Source organism: Cerasicoccus sp. TK19100 (assembly GCF_027257155.1).
Classification (GTDB): Bacteria; Verrucomicrobiota; Verrucomicrobiia; order Opitutales; family Cerasicoccaceae; genus Cerasicoccus; species Cerasicoccus fimbriatus.
On record NZ_JAPWDU010000005.1, the window covers coordinates 290,347 to 309,945 of the forward strand.

A 19,599-nucleotide genomic window follows, 5' to 3' on the forward strand; every position below is an offset into this window, starting at 1 on the left:
CTTCAGATATTTGCTCAGCTGTGACCTCCTATTCTGGAGAGATGTCCCGTCATATATGGGGCAGGGGCTTTCTTAGTTAGCTGTATGGAGGCCAAATAGATGCAATTTAATGATTTAAAAGATGAGACAATTTTTACTAACCACTGAGGGCGACCGCTTCATGCGTGACGGAAAACCGTTTCGCATACTTTCCGGCGCTTTGCACTATTTTCGGGTTGTGCCTGAGTATTGGGAGGACCGTCTCCGTAAATTCAAAGCTTGTGGTTTGAATACCGTTGAGACGTATGTGCCCTGGAATCTGCATGAGCCGAAGCCTGGTGTATATAATTTTTTCGGTATGCTGGACATTCATAAGTTCATCGAGATCGCCACATCGCTTGACTTGGATGTGATTGTGCGTCCCGGCCCCTATATTTGTGCAGAGTGGGAATTCGGAGGTTTTCCAGGGTGGTTGTTGAAGGATCGCAATCTCCGTCTGCGTTGTATGGATCAGGCCTACCTTGGACACGTGGATCGTTACTTTGAACGATTAACGCAGGAGTTTGTCGATTTGCAATGTAGTCGCGGCGGTCGAGTAATTGCGGTTCAAGTTGAAAATGAATACGGAAGTTATGGCACTGATCAGAATTATCTACAATGGATGGAGGACTGTCTGAGGCGACATGGAGTTGACGTCTTGCTCTTTACATCAGATGGACCGCAAGATGACATGCTGCAAGGTGGGACTTTGCCCCACTTATTAAAAACCGCTAACTTTGGATCCAACGCGACCGAGGCTTTCAAGAAGCTACGCGAATACCAGCCAGAAGGTCCATTGATGTGTATGGAGTTCTGGGTTGGCTGGTTTGATCACTGGGGGTTAAAGCACAATCGCCGTGATGCAACGGATGCAGCCCAAGCCTTGGATGAGATTTTGAGCAATGATGCATCGGTAAATGTTTACATGATGCATGGGGGCTCTAATTTTGGTTTCTGCAATGGGGCAAACAAATTTGAGACTTATACGCCAACCGTCTCTAGCTATGACTATGATGCACCCTTGGACGAACAGGGAAATCCTACGCTGAAGTTTGAAAAATTTCGGGAAGTTTTCGCCAAGCATGGTGCGGAAGTTGGACCGATTCCGGAGCGTAGCTCAGGTGTGGCTTTTGGAATGGCAAAGACACTTCAATCTGCTCCTTTGCTGGATCAGTTGGATAAAATTTCTACGCCAGTCTTATCCGGTGCTCCATTGAGCATGGAGGATGTCGATCAGAGCTTTGGCTTTATTCTCTATGAAACGCAGATTTTCGGGCCACGCCCCGAGTCGAAAATATTTCTTCAGGACGTGAGGGACCGCGCGTGGGTGTATGTTGATGGAGTACTCCTCGGTGTGGTTGAGCGAAATGAGCCGCAGGTTGGCATTCCTGTTACAATCTCCGAGTCTAGTGCCAAACTACAAGTCTTGGTCGAAAACTTAGGTCGTACTAATTATGGGCCTGAACTCTATGACCGAAAAGGAGTGACGCACGGCATACGCCTGGGGCTTCAGTTCTTGCACACTTGGAAGAACTATCCGCTGCCCTTAGAGGACCTCTCCGCAGTGGAATGGGGGGGCGCTACTGCGGATGGCACTCCCCGCCTATACCGGGCGGAAATCGAGGTGGATGCACCTGCGGATTGCTTCCTGCGCATTAACGACGGTCACCACGGCGTTGTCTGGTTGAATGGTTTCAACCTCGGGCGCTACTGGGAGATCGGCCCACAAAAAACGCTATACGTGCCAGCACCTCTATTGAAGCCCGGACTTAATACGATTGAGTTTTTTGAGACCGAGTCAAAGGCCGTGCCTTCAGTTGAGTTTTTGGCCGAGGCGATCCTCGGTTGAGCATGCCTCAAGCATGTCTCCGCGTAATGCCTAAAAATTCTTCCGACCTCATGAATGCAAGGGTTCCGAGTGTTATGCTGTAGACCTTCTGTTCGGTCGTGTATTGTTTGCCTTTCATGGTCTGGTCTCTTTCTATGGGGCCAGAGCAATATTTCAAGCGGGCTCAATTGCAAAGCTCGATTACCGGCATTTAAAAGAAAGGCCCCGCCCGCATTCGCGGGAGCTTTTCTAGCCAACGCCTTTCAGAACTCAGTTCACTCCGACATGATAATCCAGCAGTCTCGTGAGCTTCTGAGTATGGCAGGGTAGTCGTACCAGACTCATGCCCTTCATTGCTTCGGTGAAGGCGTTGTGGATGCTACACGCTGTGCGGGGGTTGAAGGCGTCGCATGAGGGCACCCGCGCCTCCTTGAGCACTTGATGGACGAGTCGGTTGGCGATGACGCCGGAGTCGATCGATCAGATGATCAGGTTTTGGGCGGAGCGATCTCGGGTAGTCGTGACTGCTTATGGGCATCAATGCGTTAGTTCTGCGCCTTCCTTGTGGATCGTACCTACTACTGCTTCACGCGCAACATCCTGTAGGTCCCAGAGGGTGAAGCCTGTGTGCTTACGGCTGAACTTGATTGAGCTGTGGAAGACGAGATTGTCGCAGACTTTTACTTGGGTGCCGGGATTAGTCCAGCAGGTAGGCGCTTGTCATGGCTGTTGCGGATGCCGAGTATCCAGAGGTAGTCTCGGAAGCAGTTTTTGGCTTGGATTTCGATGAGTCCGTGGTAGCGCTGTCTGTCCTAGGGCAATGCGTGGGCTTGCTCGGCGATCACGAGTCCTTGTTCTGGCAGAGACAGCTCGCCAACCTGAATCAGGCTCAGGTTGGCAATAGGCTGCCAGGTTACGCGTTCGACTCTCTTGCCCCGTGCCACTTTATGTGCGGGTAAGATTGAGTTAGAGCTGGTGGCGTCTGGCTAATTGCGACAAATGCCGCAAAACAGAGCCATTTGGAGTCAGCCACTTGGATATCTTCTGTGTGACTTTGCATCCGGGTTGCAAACTCCGTAAATTATTTCTGGGCATCACTCACGCCGATTTGGCAGTGGTTATCACGAGGGGCTGAAAGAGATGTAGGTGCGAAGGGAGGAAATCCTTTAATACTTTGATCCAAGATTGGGACGCTCGACCGATGGTTTTTTGTGTCAAAGAGGGCAGTAGGTGCAGGATTTATGCACCTGGTGCATAGTGGCGATGTTGATCGTCCTGACCTGCTGAGGTAGGGGTATTTGCATTAGTTGAAGTAGATATTTTCTACAGACTAATTAATTGAACCCCCAAACCCAATTATTGTTATGATCTCACAGACAGGTATTTCTTGGTTAAACGCGAAACGGTTGGTTTCATTTGCTGCGATTGGCGTGCTTGGCGTCAGCTTTGCTCAAGCTCAGACGGTCATCATTGATGGGACGGCACCCGACTATGTCTTAAATGGTAGCTTTGAAACAGCGACTGATTGGTGGATCGGGCCATCGGATGGAGGCACGGCGACCACGTTGTCCGGTGACCTTGGGTTGGTCAGGGGTCTCTTACGTCGAACGAATCCTGGCATTCCAAGTGACGGCTCGAATTACGCGGTGGTCGGCGCTGACAACAGTTCAGGTTCTCAATCGAATCAGCGTGGCTTCTATGTGAATACGGGATATGTCTTAAATGAAGGTGACACATTCAACTTTAGTTTTTGGCACGGTGCCCACTTCCCAACCGCACAGGGTTATGAAGGGGCTCAATTTGAATGGCAGCTATTCACGACGACAACCAATAGCGCCGATGGAACCATAGATGGAGTCGTGGCTTCAGGCATTGTGGATGCCATTAATGACTTCAATTTGACTGAGCAGAGCTACTCTTCGATCGGCAGTGTTTCTGCGGGCATGGATGGCAAAACCTTATTTGTGGCATTCGTACCTGCATCGAATATGATCGGAAAGTTTGTTGCTCTGGATGAAGTGAATCTGACTACGATTCCAGAAGCTTCGACTTATGCTCTTTTTCTAGGTGCTTTTTCATTGGCCTTGATCGCGAAGCGTCGCAAAAGGCAGTGCGCTGATTAACGTCGAAGCATTTTAGGATTGGTAGAAACGGCGGCAACTGGCTGAAACCAGTTGCCGTTTTTCAATGCTGCTGGACCGCGGCTGTTCAGTGCAGAACAGTGGGATTAAGGCCTGTAATACTCTGGGTGCTGATTCTGCTGCACGGTTGTTTTACCAGGACGCCACCTACTTTGAATGGTCATAATTTTGGGATACTGTGGTATGCCGATTTCATTGCGATGGAGGTGGGCCGTTAGCATATCAACGGCGGCACTGCCCAATAGAATGGGCTGTTGATCAATCCCGCTGATTGCTTCGTCTAAGTTGGTGCAATCAAGGCTAGCATAGCCCATCTCGTCAGGTATTTTTATGCCACCTCTGGTAAGAGTTTCGAGTCTTGGCGTTGAGTTTGTGATGATGGCATCTACTTGATGCTTTCTTAGCCAGTCAATTGTAGCCCGAGACTCTAGTTGGTCAGTATATTCATACTCTCCGGCGACCGTTTTTTGAGAATCCGCTTCCGGCGTGGAGGATGTCACTAATATCGGTATCCGCAGTTTATGTGGTATCTCTTTTTGGTATGCTGAATATGCAGCGACATAAGCATCTTCGGAACGGAGTCTCATTTCCGTAGTTAGTGCGAGTGCAATTCTCTGGTAGTTTAGCGATTTTAAATGATTCAAAGCGAGAAGCATATTCGCATAGTAACTCGTCGATATTCGGTTAATGTTTGGGTGTTGTAAAAAACGACCAATGTAAACACTTGCGAAGTGTTGCCAGTCGAGTTCAATTTGGCGGTGCTCTCTGTCAAATGGGAATATAATGACTCCTTCAATATTTCTTGCATGCAATACGCCATTCAGACGTTTTGCGGACATCTTATACTCATAGAGTGAAAACTCTTCCAATTTAAAGCCCAATGCGTCGGAGCGCTCCAGGGTTCCCTGATGCATTTGCTTCAGAAAGTTGACGCGTTCCCAGTTTTTCCAGCAAGTTATTAAGGCAATTGTGGATCTTGACTGATGCCGAACGTGCGGAAGTTGAGCCATCAACTTAGACACCATGGGATGCGGGCGATAGCCATTCTCCGCCGCGATCTTCTGAATGCGCTCTCGGGTAGGAAGAGAAATATGGGGGTTATTTCGTAGCGCTCTTGATACCGTGGAATGGGAGACCCCGGCAATTCGGGCAATTTCGCGGATGTTCATAGTTTAAGTATTAGAATCAAAATTTTTTAAGAAAAGCACAATTGATTTTTCAGATAATATTGCCGGTCGCATGAAATGCGAATGACATGAAGCCATTGAAAATGAATGTCGTTGATCTGGGCTTGTGCTTTTATATTGGAATTTGGGTGTCTGTTTTATGATCATTGAATTCGCGAAATTTGTTCCGGTTAATATATTAAAACCATGGCCTTGACTGAGGTTGTTTTAATCGAGATATTTATAATATATATTTATTGATTTTGAGTTGGCAATTGCTGCTGTGGAATTAACTTAATTAACGCATTTATGGACAATATAAGTTTGAGTAATCCAATTTTGAGTGGGATGCACCCAGATCCAACGATATGCCGGGTTGGCAATGTGTATTATCTGGCAACCAGCAGCTTCGGCCAGTTTCCGGGAGTGCCGCTTTATCGCAGTTCTGATTTAAGCAATTGGGAATTTGTGCGGCATATATTATCGAGGCCTGAGCAATTGGACTTTGTGCCGGAGCAACGCTTGGGCGCATCTGGAATCTACGCACCGACTCTTCGATACCATAACGGTAAATTTTATTTAATATCCACATTAATTGGAAATAAAGGACATTTTATTGTATCCGCTAATGACCCGGAAGCGGAATGGTCGGATCCTGTTTGGATTGATGATGACCACCAGGGAGGAATCGATCCCTCGGTCACTTTTCTTGAAGATGGGACTGTCCTATGCCAGGTGACTGCTGATGGCGGCAAGAATGAAGCGCATGGTATCGTTCAATTTGAGATCGATATTGAGACAGGAGTGGGGCTTAGTCCAAGGCAGTTTCTCACGTCGGGCTTTGGCTGGAAGGCGACTGAAGGACCGCACCTTTTTCGCCGCGGCAGTTACTGGTATTTGCTGACGGCTGAGGGTGGGACTGAGGCGAACCACCGGGTAGCGATTGGCCGATCAGAAACTGCGTGGGGCCCGTGGGAAGCTTGTCCACACAATCCCATCCTAACACATTCCGGTATTGAATCTCCGATTCAGAATACTGGGCATGGCGATTTCGTTGAAGGCGCAGATGGAAAATGGTGGATGGTTTTTCTGGGTGTGCGTCCTATGGGTTATCCGCCCGTTCACCTGTTTGGGCGAGAGACATTTTTAGTTCCGGTAGAGTGGTCTTCTGATGGTTGGCCGATAGTAAATGAAGGAAAGCCCGTGGCGTTGACTCGTAATCCGAATGCTGAATGTCGCGTATGGACGGATAATTTTGATTCGACTGATCTTATGTTGCATCATCGCTGGGTAACTATCGGGCGGGCATACCGTGATGTTTTTGAGTCCTGTGCTTCGGGTGGCCTTCGATTGTTTTCCCATTCGCCAACTCTTGCAGAAGCCGGGATTAAAGCTTGGCTGGGAACTCGCATGGATGCGCTCGGGTCTATGTTTGAGTGCCAAGTAGCCATTGATCATGCGGAAACCGAGATCGGCATTTCAGCTTTTATGGAATCTCATGGTTACTTTTCGATGGGAGTTTCCAAGATGCATGATGATGCGGGTGTTCGCGTCCGGTTCACTCAGCAGGTGCTCGATTTAAATGTGAAGAAGGAGGCAGTGATCGAGGCCAAGGATACCTACCGCTTACGCATGGAACTTACGAGTGGCCCGCTAGGGTGGAAGGGAGCACCTAGTAGTCTGATTTTTTCCATCGAGACGGCAGAGAATGAATGGACAATTATTGGCCGCGGGCAGAGCCGTTTACTATCCACCGAGCTAATTGGCGGATTTGGCGGATTGTTTACCGGCCCATACTGTGTTGGTCCTCGTGGGACAACTGGACGGGTGCTGAGCTTCAGTCGAATACAGTAATACTTGCCCAGATTATCAGAAAATTATCGGCCTTTCTTATCTCCTATTGAGCAAGAGACACGAAGTGCTTCGGTAATCGGTTATCCTTGCTCTTCTAGGATCAAGTCGGGAATTAATCGTATGTCGATGTTTCCACGCGTTCGGTCATCGCTGGGTGTAATCAACACCAGATAGCGAAAGTTCTCTGAGAAAGTCCAGGTCGAGGCATAGAGGTGCTTTGCTTTCCCCTCGGAGGTTTCTGCAAGTTTAACGGTGACTTCAAAATCCTTGGGATTGGCCACTCTGGCATATGCGGTGGCTTTGGGATCCAGGAGAAACTTTTGGTTATCAATCATACCGGCTATTTGCTTCGTAGTGAAATTGAAGATGCGATAGCTACCAGCCGGTGAAGTCTCCAGGCTGTCATCGAGCATGTTGATGATGCATTGTTTGCCGTCTGAATCTGATTGTGAAAATACGAGTAGGGGTGCCTGGGGCGCATTTGAAACATCAATGCTGCCGATCGGAGTCCGAACCTTTTCTTTCTTGGAGTTGAGAGACTCAGTATAAAATGTAATCGGATTTGGGCCGGAGTAATTTATCCAACCGGTTCTGCTATTGGGGTAGATGCGCATCGGGGTCCCGCCATCTGGCTCCATATAGATGGCAGATCTGTGGGGATAGTTAATGGCCAGCGCCCGGAACTTTATGTTTATTTGTGGTTGGTTGCCCTGGGCGATCAAAGCGGCCAGTGACAGCAGACATGTCATTATTATGTTTTTTTTGTGATTTATCATATGTCCTCCTTACTGAGCCACCTCGCGTAGATTATCTCGAAACGTCGACCGAATTGCTTGTTAACGTCACTGCTTAAATGTGTAAGATGTGTGTCAGGCGAATCTGCGGCTGACTCGACAAACTCAGGTGTTCGGCGGACAAGTACTTCAATGACGGCTTCAGCTTCCACTCCATCAGTGAGTTGGTTCTTGGCGTTGCCGTATGATCGAATGATGAAAGTATCTGATCGCGCGGATAGGTAGGGGGCGAGTGGCGTGAGCACATCGGCTTGCGTTAAATACTGGGGCAGGCCTACGCCTGTTTTTGCGGTTAGGTTCTCCTTGTGGAAATACGACTTCGCCTCGGTGTATGCATCTTCGTAGAGAAAATCTTTATTAATGCCCAAAGAATCTATTGCGGCTTGTATCACGCCTTTTTTACCATTATCGGTTTTGGACAATTCCCGATTTACAAAATCAGATAGAGATAGAAAGGGGCCGCGTTCTTTGACCTCGTTCACGATTGCTTGAGCCAATGCTCGACGCTGAATCGCATCCAAACCTTTGGGGCCACGCCAAGCTTCTGCGACTGGGCCATTGGGTAGCGTTGTTCGCGGAAATATGGTGTATTCGGCGTTGTTCTCGGTTGCATATCCGGTGAGCGGATCAAGATAGGTGAAGTCGTTACCTAGGGTTGAAGCAAGCAACGCATCCCAGGCATCCACAGAGAGGCTGTTGACGTTGAATCCGCCGGTCGTTGCGAAGTAGCGAGCAGTTTTGCTGAAGCCATCGACGGCTCCCAAGTCTTGGACAAACTGGCTTGATTCTGCACTTTGGCTACCATCCATTAAATCCGGTGGCCCAACGTATTTCATGCGCTCGTTACTTAGCTCTGGAAGCTTGTTTGTGGTGCGCGATGTTTCAACGATGTTGGACAAGGTTGTGGTGAGATTCTCGACTTGCTGCACATCGGCGCTTAAGTCCATTTGGGGCGTAAGCGAAGAGAAGAAGTAGTCATCGAAAAGAGCCTGGTTGGATAGATATGAGAGGTCGTATTGCGTGTAGCGTGCGTTGTTATTCTCACCGATAACACCATCGAGCTCAAAGCCGCCACCGGGCCAGGAATTAGCAATGGCTTGGCCGGGCATATAGGCCGAGTCGGCGATGTGGGCGTGCTGCAGCGATGCCAGAGAGCGAAGCGGATATGTCGGAATTTCAGAAACGACTAAGTGGCTTTCTGATTCTGAGGAGTAACCCTCGCCGAAAAAACCGCGATCGTTTAGTGCCTGGATGTCTGTGTAGTTGCTCATCGGGCCCATTTGATAGGTGTAGGGCGTGGATTCTACTCCATGCGAAAACTGCCCATCCACGTTTCCGGAAAATGGTGACATGCTACCGATAAACTCGGCAGGCGATGGCACCAGGGCCAAGTCCGGTAGAACTGGATTCTGATATAAGCCGATGTACATAAACGGCATTCTTTTATTGGGGTAAGACCCTATCGCGGCGGGATTGATCAGCATGGGGAACTGTCCGCCGCTGCCGCCTTGTCCGTAGAGGAGATGATGTAAATTCTCGGCTTTGCCGTTTTCTTTTGGGCCATGGAGTGCGATGAAAATCTGTTGAATCGTAGTGTCGGTTTCAACTAAGCTACCACCATTGCTCAATTCGCTTTCAGGGACGTAGGCTTTGGTTGTGGTAATATTGTTACTGGTTATCGATCGCCTGTCTCCCCAGTTGCTTTTTGAAAAACCAGTCCACGGGTAAATGTTGAGATCCATCATCGGTGAATTACTGCTATTGACTTGATGAATGATGCCGTTGTTGGCTGGATCATGGAATGTGTTTAAGCGACGCCCCAGCAAGATACCGCCTTGCTTATTGAACCCGGGTGCCAATTGAATCGCACGCGTATTTTCATCTGCGACAGGAATGAGGTCAGTATATGGCGTGGGCTCTGATCTTGGGTCGGAGAAAAAGCGAACCTCTCCTGGTTCAAGAACTATAGTGGAATTGACATCACCGATAATCAGGTCAATCGCCCCAAAGTAGCCGGGCTCCATGATACGTCTTGTTGCCGCGAGTTCGCAGGTGATTTGTGGAATGGACAGTATGTTTTTGTCCAAGTTATTAAACGCCAGGAGATTGTTGCCTGATGTCGTTTGATAGTTGGGCAGGTGTTGGTTTGCAGCGGTTAATGTGCTGGGAGCTAGTGAAAACAAATATCCAAATGCGCCACTTGTTTGAATCTTGATGCCGCCATTGAACTTCATGGCGACATTGTATGGGTTCCATAGGCAGACCACTGGCTCTATAACCAGTGATATTGCGTCAGTGGTGCCCCCGGTGGATTCAAATACTCCGCCTCGAGGCGCAGTTCCTCCTGTCCGAGTGGTTTCGCCTTCGGGGATGTATTCGTATTCTGGAACATTCTGGTCTTCGTAGAGCGAAAAAATGTAGATGACCCGGTTCATGATGGGCATTACTTCGTGCTCGGTGAGCCGGGTGACTGGCTCATTCGCAAATCCCGTTTTAGTATTTACGGTTGTATTCACGTAGTTGTTGCCGTTCTTGATGTCTCCGCCGTGATCGGATTCCAGTGTCCAGAAATAGCCTTTCTCGCCGCCTCTGACTCCGAGGTCTTCTGCATTTGGACCGAAGGGGCGCATGGTGACTGTTGGGCGTGTGTTGTTCTTGGTGATATCCTTGTAGAGACGGTAAAAATCGCGCAGCTTATGCCAAGTGGGGCCGCGAATAAAGGCGTTGTCACCATGTTCAGGGACCGGCTCCATAAACAAGTAGCTGACTTGATCATTGGTAGCTGGGTCGATGTAAGAGTCCCCGTCGGTCGGTGGTAATTGGCTCCAATCTGCAAATTCCGGGCGAGCTGTTTCGCCGCTGTAGGGGGTTAGGGCAAAGGCGTCGTCATCCATTTCGAACAGTAGACTCAGGTCTTTCTTTAATCCCCCGTCCCGCGTGTTCGTTTGCAGACTTATTGAGTTATAAGTAACGTCATGGAAATGCTCTCTCAGCGCAGCACCCCATGTTGAGCTGCCATTGCTCAACGCGGGATCTGCCAAGATCATGTCTTGCGCGCTACTGGTTCGGTCAACTGCTTTTGCGAGCTCGGTGGAGTCTTCCCATTTTATCGATTCCAAGCCGTTGATGACATGTGGTTGATATCGTGTTGGTGCGCTAAGCTCCATGCGTGACATCACATTCGGTGTAACATCCGGATGAGCTGCATCTCCGCGCTCCAGTCGGCTGGTTAAGTTCACATCCGCTTTTCGTCCTTCATCGGCAATCCAGTAAGCGTACTCGCCCGAAGAATCGATATCTACTTTGGGGGCGGCGACGTAGTTACTCACTCCCGTAGTCGTTCCTGCACCGACTAATACAACTGACGTATCAGGGTCGACTGGTGTGCCATCGCCACGGAGTAAGTTTCCTACTGGTGGGATCGCATTTGCATGTTTTTCATAGCCCGATACTAGCCAGCCAATGTTTTTGCCGTAGTTGAGGTTGGCGGATCCATCGGCGCTAACTTTTTGGGTGTCCCAAACTCCAGTCCAGTGGTAAGTGGGCGCGGTTTCAGCCAAATCCGATTGCAGATAGATTGGCGATGCGCTTGTTCGTTGGTCCATGCCCAGTTGTTGTTGCAGGTTGCCGAGTGCAACGTTCAGCCCAAAGAGCGCATTCATGCGTGCTTGGGTTTGTTGTTTGGATACCGATGATGTTCCCAGCTCAATTTGAGTGGTGACCGCCAATCCCATGAGTATGAGGAACATCATGGCCATCAGGGATAGAGCGATCACCAGTGCGAATCCTTTGCTGTGGGAACGACTGGTGTGGGGGGGTGGTTTGGGGGTGTTGGGGATCATGGCTATTGGATGATATACCAGCCGGTCGAGGCATGTGCAGGAGCGTTGCCGTAGATCATGAAAGAACTGTCGGTGCCAACTGGTATATGTTTAATTTTTATTTCAACATCGGGGTAACTTGGTTCACGCTCTGAACGGATGTCATTGCGTGGACGCTTTCATTTAAGGATGGTGAATCAGGCACGTGGAATGCTAACTATTGGGCTAACTGGATCGTGCCCCACTGTTTGGGTTGATTGGCGAGACCATTGGCTTTCTGGCGTGGCCAATAAACTTCTCTCGGGCCATGCGGTCCCTTGACGTTCAGGTTTATGTTTAGCCCGATTTGCTCGCCAACCTTTGGAGTGGTAGATCCCTGTATTTCATTCCAGGGAATGATGAACTCCATCGTGTAGCCGGTGTCCGTTTGACTGGCGGACGATTGGTATAGGGCGATATCGTAGCGAGTTTCTTCAATTTCATTGGCGCGCTTCCATTGGCCTAGGAAGACGCTGTTACTCTCAGTCTGCGGGACTGCCCAGAATTGATGATCTCCGGAACTGAAGCTGGACGCTTGCTTGTCGTTGTCGGTGTCAACGAAGAGCTCGAGAGAGTCCGACTGCCAAAACGTGCGTGGGCTTGCTCCGAGGGCCTTTGAGTCGTCGACATCGAAGGCGATCCAGAGTCCCTTATCGGTCCACCCCATCCAGATTTCAGTCTGGGCCTCGCCGTAGCTTGAGCCGACCATCCATTCGGGCAATTTATTCTTGGCAGGCCATTGGGATATATTGCCCCCAAAACCTTCATCGCTAGCTAGTTTGTGAACGGTGGCCATTGGCGGGACCAGAGCCTTCTGTGTAGTGAAACCCGAGTCTTCCAGAACGACGAGTGGTGGTGTCGTTAGTTCTGAATCAGCACTCCACTCAAGTTCTAGAGGCACCTCACGCTCTTCCAACGGCTGAAGGTTATCCACGACAACTTGTTGAGTGATCGCGCGCCATCCACGGGGGAGATCCAGTTTCAGGGTAGGGCTTGTCGCAACATTGCGCTGATTCGTGACCGTCGCGATAATCTCAACGGAACCTGATTTGTTGGGCATGCCACCAACGCTTAAGATATAAGGCTCTAGAACGTGGGCATCGAGATATAGCCTGGTCAGTGATTCACCATTTTCGAGAATATCGACGCTGATCGGTACAATACCGCCCTTTGCATTCGTAGGAGTCTTAAAGGGAATTGTGACAGTCTGGTTTTGCCCAGGGGCTGAGCTAACGCTGTATTCTGCTTTTTCGCTCTTCCAGCCATCGGGCAGGTTGGGTTTGAGCGTCACTGTATTGCTTTGATCGCTTTGATTGTTAATGCGCACGACAATCTCCGTCTCTTGATTGGCAACCGTTGCCATAAACAAGTGTGAATCGATCGAGTAAGCCGTTTGCTTCATAATCTTTGATTCGGGCGACAATCCTACTGCGTAAACGGGAGAAATGCTCAGCGTAGCCTTCGTTCCTTTTAGTGGGTTTGCGTAGTGGTCGAATAGTGTTGCGTCTTTCCCGAAGTCAATTTCCAGGGGTTCGTCTCCCTGAGCGATGCGCCATGCGGCGGCAATGTATTGACCGTTTTCCTCGAACACATAACCGAGTGTGCCGGGGCCTGCATTGAATCGGCCCACATAGTTTAAGCTTGGGAGCAAATGCGTCATGCCGGCCATCGCGCACAGGGAAGGCTTGGGCTCACGGTTGGCAGTCATCAAACCGCATGCGTCAAAGAATTTCTCGGGCTTTGGTGAGTCGAAATGCCAAAACCAAAACGACTTATCAATGCCAGCCGCGGCAAACATCATGTATGCTCGTGCCAAGTAGGCTGCTTGTTGTTCTTCGGTCACGACTTGTCCGGCTGCGGTGTCCCAGCCAAATTCACTGATGAATACTTCGCGATCTTTGCCGTCGGAATGCGCCGCCGCCACAACGTCCCGTAGTTTATCGAAGAATAAGCCGGATTCACGGCCGAGGCTACCAGTGTTGAAATTTCGGACGTTCACTTCCGGTGCATCGACACCGGCATAGTGGTGAACATTGACAACATCGATGTCTGCAAAAGAGCCATTTTGCACTGCTTGTCGCGCCAGGTCCGGGTGAATGCCGTAGCGCCCGTTCTCCACTGCCTTGAGTTCGCCAAATCCGAGAAGCTTCACGGCTTCGCCAAAGGTCTTATGATACCTTTCATAGTGGGCCCAGTTCATCTTTTTCTCAGCGTTACGCACATTTCGATCAAGGGAGTATTCGTTGTCCAATTCCCAATATTTGTATTGTGGAAAGCCTTCAAGGACCTCGGCCAAATGGGCAACCCAAGCGCGGTCTGGTGGAGGATTTCCTTGCACCTCGCCATCGACGATCTTCGGTCGTGGAATGGAGTGCGCGAGCACTGGCAACACCATGACTCCTTCGTCTTTGTAAGTCTGGACAATGCCCGGGTAGCCCGGCCAGCCGCTGAAGTTGCGGTTATTCTTCTTTGCGCGTTCAAGCCAGTGAAAATTAAAAACATAATCGCGAAACCAGACGATACCGGCGTTACGAAAAGGCGTAATGAAAAGCCCCTGCGCTCCATGGACATTCATGCCGTAGGGAGAGGCTAATTTCTCAGCTTCGGTCAGGTCATGTGGCTTGGGTGCTTCAGCGAATATCAAGTATGCTTCGGCCGGTTCGAAGCCTTCGTTTTCGATAACCACTTCGGCTCGGTGCGGGCCGTAAGATTCTACGGGGGGTGTCCAGGTGAATTGCTCCGTCGCCTCCACTGTTTGCTTAAGCGTTTCCGTGAAAATGGTTTTTCCGGACGGGTCTGTTACCGAGACAGTCGCTTTGACTTGTGCCGGTTGCTCGCGCCAGTTGCGAATGTTGAGAATCAGCTCAGCATCAGTGCCCGCAAAAAAATGACCCGGCGCAGTGGAGCTGAAGCTTGCGGAGAACAGCGGTGTATCGGGTGCTTCCGTTCGCTTACTTTTGCCAGTAGGGTCTGGTTGCCAGTCAAGAAATTGACCGGTTTGTGGATCGGTGCGGGAGAGGTCGGTTGTCACTTCGAGCCCACGCATACCGACTACGACATCCGTTTTTTCAGTGCGCGTGCCCCAGTTATGAAACATGAAACTGTGAATCGAAACTGGTTGTGGAATAGTCTCTGGCACTGGAATCGTTACGGTTTGCCAGCTCTCGGATTCAAACTTTGGAAAGTCGATATTCTGCCACTCGCCGTAGGCATCTAGGAGGGTTAACTTCGCTCCCGCACCCGGGTTGCTCATGTTAACGCTCAACGTTACGTTTTTTAACTCACCGGGAATGGTTATTGGGTTTTTGTTTTCCATGCGGTGGTATTCAAACCCTTTGCCAGAGTAGGCGATTTGGACTTCCATGCCGGCATTATCCAATGGGACGTATTGAGCTGGAGCCCGGTTGTCCGCACTGGTCTTCCAGTCTTGCGGCGAGAATTGCGTGACGACCTTGGAACTGGTTTGTGCGTTGAGCTCGGTCGCAATGCCGAAGGCGATGGTACTAGCGAGTAGGGTACTCGTTAACAGTCGTCTTAGGGGGGAGTCTATGTTCATCATCTCTTGTCGATATATGCTTGTTAATTGAGCTCTTCGATTTGTAGTCGAATGAAAGTTTGTGCTGCGGATTCTATGCTTTGCTTGACGCGAACGGTGACCGTTTCGCTGTTGTCGCCATGTTCGATTGATGGAGGAATAAACTCCAGATGGTCTACACCGGTTACCCAGCTATTGGCGGTGAGGTCATGGCTAATGAGGACTGTATAAAGTAGGTTGTTTGCAGTGTAGCCTGATTCGCTACTGCCGTTGCCGCCTTGTAAGCGACGATAGCTAAACTCTAGGTAGTGTGCGTTGCTGGAGTCCTGAATTGTGGAATAGGGTAGATTTACTGACGCGTTATCAGTTGGGTTGCTGGCCTGGGCATACTCGAGCAGATTTGGAATTCCGTCGTGATCTGGGTCGGAGGTAGGAGACTGTTCTGCGATGGGTCGATTCCCTAAATTAAGGGCAGCCCACTCGGTGAATGTATCAGGCGTCTCATTCACGCTAAACGGCTCTGTCTCATGCAGTGCTTCTACTTCTGCTACTGTCAGCGCACGGTTATAAATCCTGACCTCGTCTATCTGCCCCGCGAATGCAGAACCGTAGTTGGTGTTCAACGTGCCTATGGTGACGGGGCAGGTGAGCGATGGGATCGATGTTGTGCTGATCGTGCTTTCGGCTACTTGAGAACCGTCGATGTAGAGCTTGAGGTTCTCGCTGGTTTGGGCTCCGTCGTATGTCATTACCAGGTGCTTCCACGTTCCAATTTCGTTGAGCGAATAGTTCGTGGTGAAGCGCTGGTTGCCGATGTCCAAGTTGATATATGAATTGGTATGAGTAAAAATGCTGAAGCATCGTTGGCTGGCGCTAAGGCCTTGGCGCTTTGATATCAGACCACGTGGTTGGGAGTCGGCTAAGGAAGGGCGAACCCACATGGAAACGCTCATCGCGCTGCTGCTATATTCTTCTTGATGAGGTGCTTCTACCCAATCGTCAGTGCCGTCCAAAGAAATAGAGTGGCCAGCAACGGCTTCGTCCGTTCGCGCGGTTTCTCCGGAAAGTATTGCATCATTAAATCCAGTTGAATCGAAGGCAGTCGAGCCGGCTTGCTCATCGAACTTCCATCGCGAGATGAGCCCAATGCTCAAGCTGCCTTCAAAGGCAGATGTCGTTGCAGTGGCGCTCACATCGTCTGACGTTCCTGCCGCGTTCTTGGCCTCTAGCCAGAAGGTGTAGCGAGTGTCGGGCGTCAAGCCGCTGATTAGCGTACTGCTTGAGTCGGTTGATAGCTGCTGGTTGGGCAGTGCTGGTTTTGCGTCGGTTGCCCAATAGAGATTGTAGCCGCTTTCATTGTCAGCGTTGTCTTGCCAGCTTAGAGATACACTGGTCGCGGTTGCGCCAGAGGCAGTGAAGTTGGTCGGGGCTATTGGGGTTGTTAGTATCTCGGTCCTTTGAGAGATACTGGTGGCAGAGGATTCGCCACCGGCATTGCTGGCCGAGACCCAGAAAAAATATTCAGTGTTTGGCAGTAAGCCTTCGGCAGTAAATGCGTTTTGGGCAAAGCCGACGGTTGCTTGCGGGGTCTCGGGTTGCGTATCGGTTGTGCTCCAGTAAATCTGATATTGATCGACCATCCCACTCGCGCCGCTCCAAGCCAGGCTGACGCCACCGGATGTCACATCCGCCACGACTAGACCTGAAGGAGGTGTCGGGGGATTTGGGGGATTGTATGCTTCGAGCACAACCATCTCATAAACCTTTGCGCGGTGTTCATGCTCCGCGAGATCGGTGCGATTGGGATCGGTAACGTTCAGGCGAACGTAGCGCAGTGAGGTTGCGTCAAACTTATGTTGGCGGCTGAACTCGTAATTGTCTTCTACGTTGGCAAGTGGGAACCAATCGTTGCCATCGACACTCCCATAGATCGTATAGGCGGCGACGGTTTCATTGAGCGCATACCACGTGCCTGTGCTGTCGCCGACATAGTCAGCTTCAATCTCGAACCAACCATTCTCGCGGTTGTAGTCACGTTCATTGTGGATATCATAGGGGCCACCATCATAGGTACCGGTGTCTTTTAGATATATTTGATGCGCTGCAATGCTCCCAATTTTTGTGCGCCGGTTATGGTAAGGGGCGTGCACGCGAATGCGCCCAGCTGTCGGTGATGCTTCGATCGATGTGATACTCCCTTTGGGAGCGACAGGTTTGATGGAAGCGCTGGTCGACCAGGAAAAGCGTACAAAAACTTGATCTACCATGAATGTCTCACCGAGGTCTAACTGCACCCACTTTTTTTCATAGTCGTCAGTGCTACTGGCCCAATAGGAGCCGGAACTATTCTTTACCCGAATCGCTGGGTGAGGGGACTCCTCGTCGCCCGACGTCGCGATCGTAGCCGCACGATTACTCAAGTTAACTCGATCGGGCTTGCCGGGGCGTTGGCGTTTTTTAGTCAAAAACCATTCGTAAATATTTGGATCGTGGTAGGTGTGTCCGGTGTTGTATTGCCGCGACGAAGAGTGAGAATAGTTCGGGTACATCGTCACCAAGTGCTCGGCATCCGGGAAAAAAGAACGAAGCGTATTGTTGGCAGATAATACTCGCTCGGGCGTGTGCTCAGTGGGATCGCTCAGGCCACTCATTGACCAGACGGCTACGTTGTCATCGGCAATCTTCGAGTGCCTGTTTGCAACCAGAGATCGACCGGCCACTATTGCCGCCGCAGCAAATCGATTCGGAGTGTTGGCATCGCCGGTCAGCACATTCCATGTTCCTTGACCACCAAAGCTGAAGCCTGTCAGATAAACTCGGTCCGCATCAATGCGATACTCGCTGGAGATCTCGTCCAGGAGAGCCACAACGTCTTCGGCATTCCAGTCACCACGGCTTTTACGGATTTGCGGCGAGATGACGATGAAGTATTCCTCCTGGTCATCGACCGTGAATTTCATCGAATGCCCGTTGCGCGTGTGATTGGGCGGGGTATTGCCGGCATTTTCAATGTGGTGCAGTTCGCTAGTCGTTCCGTAGGTGCCGTTTTCACAACGCTCACCATAGCCGTGGAGGTAGATGATGGCCGGAAATTCTCGGGTGGGCTCGTCGTGATAAACTTCGGGTAAGTGAAGCAGATAGGGCATGCCGCCATCGACATTTGACACGCGATACTGATTCACGGCCAATAGGGCAGAATTGCACGCAAAGATTGCAATCAGCAACAAAGGCGGTATGAGAAAGCGCTTCAAGAGGTTATTGGGACGAGGGTTTAAATCGAACTTATGCCTTGGGGCGGTGCAGTTATCCTATTCAATGCAGTTGGTCTTGCATTCTGCCCTAGTGGGTAAATCTACCGGGGGAATAGTTAATAAAGTTAACGATACACCTTGCCCTGGGTGGTCGCAAAGGGCTTTGCCATGCACCAGGTGCATGGATTGCGTCTAAGCACCTGGATTAGGCCTCATGGCGGGGTCGTTAGCGGGGATAGAGTAGGGGGTATAATCGGGCGAAGCGGAATGGATCGCTGCAACTGAATGGACTAATTCTGAATCCGCATGAGGTTGCTGCGGTAGCGGCGTGGGGTTGTATGCATATATTGACGAAAGCATTTGTGAAAGTAGCTGGAGCTCTCGAAGCCACAATCGAGCGCAATTTCTATCAGTGGTAAACGTGTTGTAGAGAGTAACAAGCAGGCGCGTTGAATACGTTCCTTGATGAGCCATTCTGTGGGGGTCATTCCGAGGTGATTCTGGAAACTGCGGGCGACGTGTTCACGTGATCTCCCCATTATCTGATTCAGTAACGGGAGGCCTTTGGTCAGTACTTCACTGTCGATCGCCTTAGATAGCCCTTTGGCCATCCAGTCGGGCATGTCCGGTCGCTCATCGGAGTAAGTATGCCTAGAATTCAATAATCGGGAAATACTCAAGAGCAGCCATGCGGCATCTGAGCGTCCGCGCTGATTGGCGACACTTGAAGCTAGTTGCTGAAATTCGATAACCTGTTGTTGGTTGAGTGATTCAATCTGAATTGGGGTGCCCGTTAGCCAATGGTTGTGTTTAAAGTTGGCCAGGTCGAAAGTCGCCTCAAAAGTATTTCTTTCAATGGCGATGTTGAGAAAGACCAAGTTATTGTGGCCATCGATGGCGTGCGAGTGCTCTGGGCGAACAAAGTAGAGCACATGAGGTTGTAGATCTTCGCTTCCACAAGGGGTGTGTTGTTGTCCGTTTCCTTCCAGAACGAGAAAGCATTCGTAGAAATCATGCTGATGCATTGCAGGGCTATGCATTCGCTTGAGTTCAATGGTGGCAATATGGAGGCATTCGTTAGCTCGGCAAATATGGTGCCACAGGATCTTTTTCATAATATCACAATAGAGCACTAATTTGCTAATTGAAAGG

The 19,599-nt window shown here is 50.2% G+C and carries 9 protein-coding genes; 3 read left to right on the forward strand and 6 right to left on the reverse strand.

The window, feature by feature from the left end; all coding sequences use genetic code 11:
• Window positions 1-121: 121 nt before the first annotated feature.
• A complete protein-coding gene (locus O3S85_RS13855; protein WP_269541078.1) occupies window positions 122-1,867 on the forward strand; it encodes a glycoside hydrolase family 35 protein in 1,746 nt (581 codons plus the stop codon).
• A gap of 1,343 nt (window positions 1,868-3,210) precedes the next feature.
• Complete coding sequence (locus O3S85_RS13860; protein WP_269541080.1) at window positions 3,211-3,969, forward strand: hypothetical protein; 759 nt, start codon at window positions 3,211-3,213, stop codon at window positions 3,967-3,969.
• 104 nt (window positions 3,970-4,073) lie between these two features.
• Here O3S85_RS13860 and O3S85_RS13865 read toward each other — a convergent pair whose 3' ends face one another.
• On the reverse strand, window positions 4,074-5,156 hold the full coding sequence (locus O3S85_RS13865; RefSeq protein WP_269541081.1) for a LacI family DNA-binding transcriptional regulator: 1,083 nt from the start codon (window positions 5,154-5,156) through the stop codon (window positions 4,074-4,076).
• A gap of 306 nt (window positions 5,157-5,462) precedes the next feature.
• Between O3S85_RS13865 and O3S85_RS13870 the strand changes: the two genes are divergently transcribed.
• Window positions 5,463-7,007 carry a glycoside hydrolase family 43 protein gene (locus tag O3S85_RS13870; RefSeq protein ID WP_269541082.1) on the forward strand — a complete coding sequence of 515 codons (1,545 nt, stop codon included), beginning with the start codon at window positions 5,463-5,465 and terminating at the stop codon, window positions 7,005-7,007.
• A gap of 80 nt (window positions 7,008-7,087) precedes the next feature.
• On the opposite strand, the gene O3S85_RS13875 is transcribed toward O3S85_RS13870, so the two are convergent.
• The 5 genes from O3S85_RS13875 to O3S85_RS13895 all read right to left on the reverse strand — a co-directional run bounded on the left by O3S85_RS13875 (window position 7,088) and on the right by O3S85_RS13895 (window position 19,562).
• Window positions 7,088-7,756, reverse strand: coding sequence for a hypothetical protein (locus tag O3S85_RS13875; protein WP_269541083.1), 669 nt, complete (start codon window positions 7,754-7,756; stop codon window positions 7,088-7,090).
• A 23-nt stretch (window positions 7,757-7,779) separates the two neighbouring features.
• Window positions 7,780-11,553 (reverse strand): helix-hairpin-helix domain-containing protein, encoded by a 3,774-nt coding sequence (locus tag O3S85_RS13880; protein ID WP_269541085.1) that lies wholly within the window; start codon window positions 11,551-11,553, stop codon window positions 7,780-7,782.
• 286 nt (window positions 11,554-11,839) lie between these two features.
• Entirely contained in the window at window positions 11,840-15,220 is a 3,381-nt protein-coding gene (locus O3S85_RS13885; RefSeq protein ID WP_269541087.1) for a sugar-binding protein, read from the reverse strand.
• A 20-nt stretch (window positions 15,221-15,240) separates the two neighbouring features.
• Entirely contained in the window at window positions 15,241-18,447 is a 3,207-nt protein-coding gene (locus tag O3S85_RS13890) for a LamG-like jellyroll fold domain-containing protein (protein WP_269541088.1), read from the reverse strand.
• Window positions 18,448-18,737: 290 nt separating this feature from the next.
• Complete coding sequence (locus O3S85_RS13895; protein WP_269541090.1) at window positions 18,738-19,562, reverse strand: AraC family transcriptional regulator; 825 nt, start codon at window positions 19,560-19,562, stop codon at window positions 18,738-18,740.
• Window positions 19,563-19,599: the final 37 nt, after the last annotated feature.

What these genes read in the sequence shown, in the direction of transcription:
- O3S85_RS13855 (WP_269541078.1), top strand. Translation starts at nt 122, where the DNA reads ATGAGACAATTTTTACTAACCACTGAGGGCGACCGCTTCATGCGTGAC.
- O3S85_RS13860 (WP_269541080.1), top strand. Translation starts at nt 3,211, where the DNA reads ATGATCTCACAGACAGGTATTTCTTGGTTAAACGCGAAACGGTTGGTT.
- O3S85_RS13865 (WP_269541081.1), bottom strand. Translation starts at nt 5,156, where the DNA reads ATGAACATCCGCGAAATTGCCCGAATTGCCGGGGTCTCCCATTCCACG.
- O3S85_RS13870 (WP_269541082.1), top strand. Translation starts at nt 5,463, where the DNA reads ATGGACAATATAAGTTTGAGTAATCCAATTTTGAGTGGGATGCACCCA.
- O3S85_RS13875 (WP_269541083.1), bottom strand. Translation starts at nt 7,756, where the DNA reads ATGACATGTCTGCTGTCACTGGCCGCTTTGATCGCCCAGGGCAACCAA.
- O3S85_RS13880 (WP_269541085.1), bottom strand. Translation starts at nt 11,553, where the DNA reads ATGATGTTCCTCATACTCATGGGATTGGCGGTCACCACTCAAATTGAG.
- O3S85_RS13885 (WP_269541087.1), bottom strand. Translation starts at nt 15,220, where the DNA reads ATGATGAACATAGACTCCCCCCTAAGACGACTGTTAACGAGTACCCTA.
- O3S85_RS13895 (WP_269541090.1), bottom strand. Translation starts at nt 19,562, where the DNA reads ATGAAAAAGATCCTGTGGCACCATATTTGCCGAGCTAACGAATGCCTC.